Consider the following 2052-nt stretch of genomic DNA (forward strand, 5'->3'; position numbering starts at 1 on the left):
GTGGCTGGGCCGGCGAGTGGTGCGCCGACCTGGGCGGCCAGGCCGGAAGGGGGCGGCCGGGCGGGGGCGTTGCTGGCGAAGTGGCGCCGCCGGGAGCCCGGCCGGAGCCCGGGCCGGGCGGATGGCCGCTCTCCGGACTGACAACCGGTGGTTGACGGCCGCTCGACTGTCAACCTAAGGTTGTCACATGGAGAATTCAGATCGCAAGGCTCATCCGGTCCGGCTGGACGACCTGATCGAAGCCATCAAAAAAGGCCACTCCGACACTCTGGAACAACTGACCGACGCGGTCCTCGCCGCCGACCATCTGGGGGAGGTGGCCGACCATCTGATCGGCCACTTCGTCGACCAGGCGCGTCGTTCGGGTGCGTCCTGGACCGACATCGGCAAGAGCATGGGGGTGACCCGGCAGGCGGCGCAGAAGCGCTTCGTCCCCAAGGGGGCCGGTGAAGCGGTGACTCTCGACCCCAGCCAGGGATTCGACCGGTTCACGCCACGGGCGAAGAGTGTCGTGACGGCTGCGCAGGACGAGGCCCGCGCGGCGGGCAACGCCGAGATCGGAGTCGGGCACCTGGCGCTCGGGCTCCTGACCGAGCCCGACGCGATGGCCGCACAGTCACTCATCGCGCAGGGCGCTCCACTGGACGCCGTACGGGGAGCGGTTACCGCCGTACTGCCGCCCGTGGCGGAGACGGTGCCCGAGCTGATCCCGTACGACGCCGCCGCGCGCAAGGTGCTGGAGCTGACCTATCGGGAGGCTCTGCGGCTCGGCCACAACTACATCGGCACCGAACACATCCTGCTCGCGCTGCTGGAGTTCGAGGACGGCACAGGGCCCCTGCACGGGCTCGACGTCAGCAAGGCGGCCACCGAGTCCTCCGTGGAACGGGTGCTGGCGGATATCAGGGCCAGCCGGGGGCAGGGCTGATCCCTGCGGGGGCCGTCGTGCGACGGGGAGCCGGCGGTGAAGTCCGGCCGCCCGAGGGGCTCGTGGTCCTGTCCTCAGTACCGCAGCCACCGGCTGCGGTACTGATCACACCTCCTACCGGATACGGTTCTGGTGTGATCAATGGGGACGATATGACACCGGGAACCGCACTGCTGCTGGCGGCCGCACCGGAGGGCAAAGGCCGTTTGACCGACGCGACCTCCGTGCTGGCGACGCTCGCGGCGGTGCCCCCGAGCGCGCTCACCGGCACCACGGCCGCCACCGTTGTCGAACTCGCGGACCCCATGGACCCGCAGACGGTCCTGACGCGACTGCGTGCCGTCTCGGCGGCTCCCGGGCCGCTCCATCTGTACATCGCGGGGCAGCTGCAACTCGACCGCAAACAGCGGCTGGTTCACCTGGCTCTGGCCCGTACCACGGCGATCACCGTGCGCTACAGCGGCCTTCCGTGGCACTGGCTCGCGACCGAACTCGCCGTACGGCCGCCCGGCACGACGACCGCGGTCGTCGACCTGGTCGCCGATGCCGCGGTCTGGGAGCAGCTGGTACGCGGGGGCTTCGGCCTCGGGCCCGGGGTGCGGCTCTACGGGAGGGTCGCCCCGCCCCCCGGTCGCCGCTCCACGCTCGGGCCCAGCTACCTCAAGGCCATGGCCGAGATCTGGCGTACCGGAGCGAGGCCGCCGATGGCGCAGCTGCATGAACTGGCCGCGACCCAGGGCGGGTCCGATGGAGCCCTGCTGTTCGCCGCCGACGAGGGCGCGTACGAGGGCGGGGACGGGAGCGTGAACGGGGGGCTCGGCAGGGGTGCAGGCCGGGACGGGCCCGAGGGCGGCGGGGGCTTTGCGGCGGCACCGGTATCCGGGCTCGCGGCGCAGTACGAACGGGCCTCCGCCCCGCAGCAGTTCAGCCCGAACACCGCCCCGTCCCCGCAGGCCCCCAGCCGGTCCGCTGCCCCTGCCCCCATCCTCGCCCCCGACCCGGTACCGGCAGCTGCATCCGCCCTGGCGCCGGCATCCGACCCGGCACCAGCGTCCGACCCGGCACCCGCACCCGCACCAGCACCCGCACCCGCACCGGCACTCGACCCGGCACCTGCACCCGCA

2 protein-coding genes are annotated in these 2052 nt (G+C 72.3%); both read left to right on the forward strand.

Annotation, left to right across the window (positions count from 1 at the left end; genetic code table 11):
• Positions 1 to 187: 187 nt before the first annotated feature.
• Positions 188 to 928 (forward strand): Clp protease N-terminal domain-containing protein, encoded by a 741-nt coding sequence (locus tag G3I19_RS36255; protein ID WP_164267912.1) that lies wholly within the window; start codon positions 188 to 190, stop codon positions 926 to 928.
• A gap of 134 nt (positions 929 to 1062) precedes the next feature.
• A partial coding sequence (locus G3I19_RS36260; RefSeq protein ID WP_164267913.1) for a hypothetical protein occupies positions 1063 to 2052 on the forward strand: 990 nt, incomplete at its 3' end.

The organism is Streptomyces sp. SID10853, from assembly GCF_010548145.1.
Classification (GTDB): domain Bacteria; phylum Actinomycetota; class Actinomycetes; order Streptomycetales; family Streptomycetaceae; genus Streptomyces.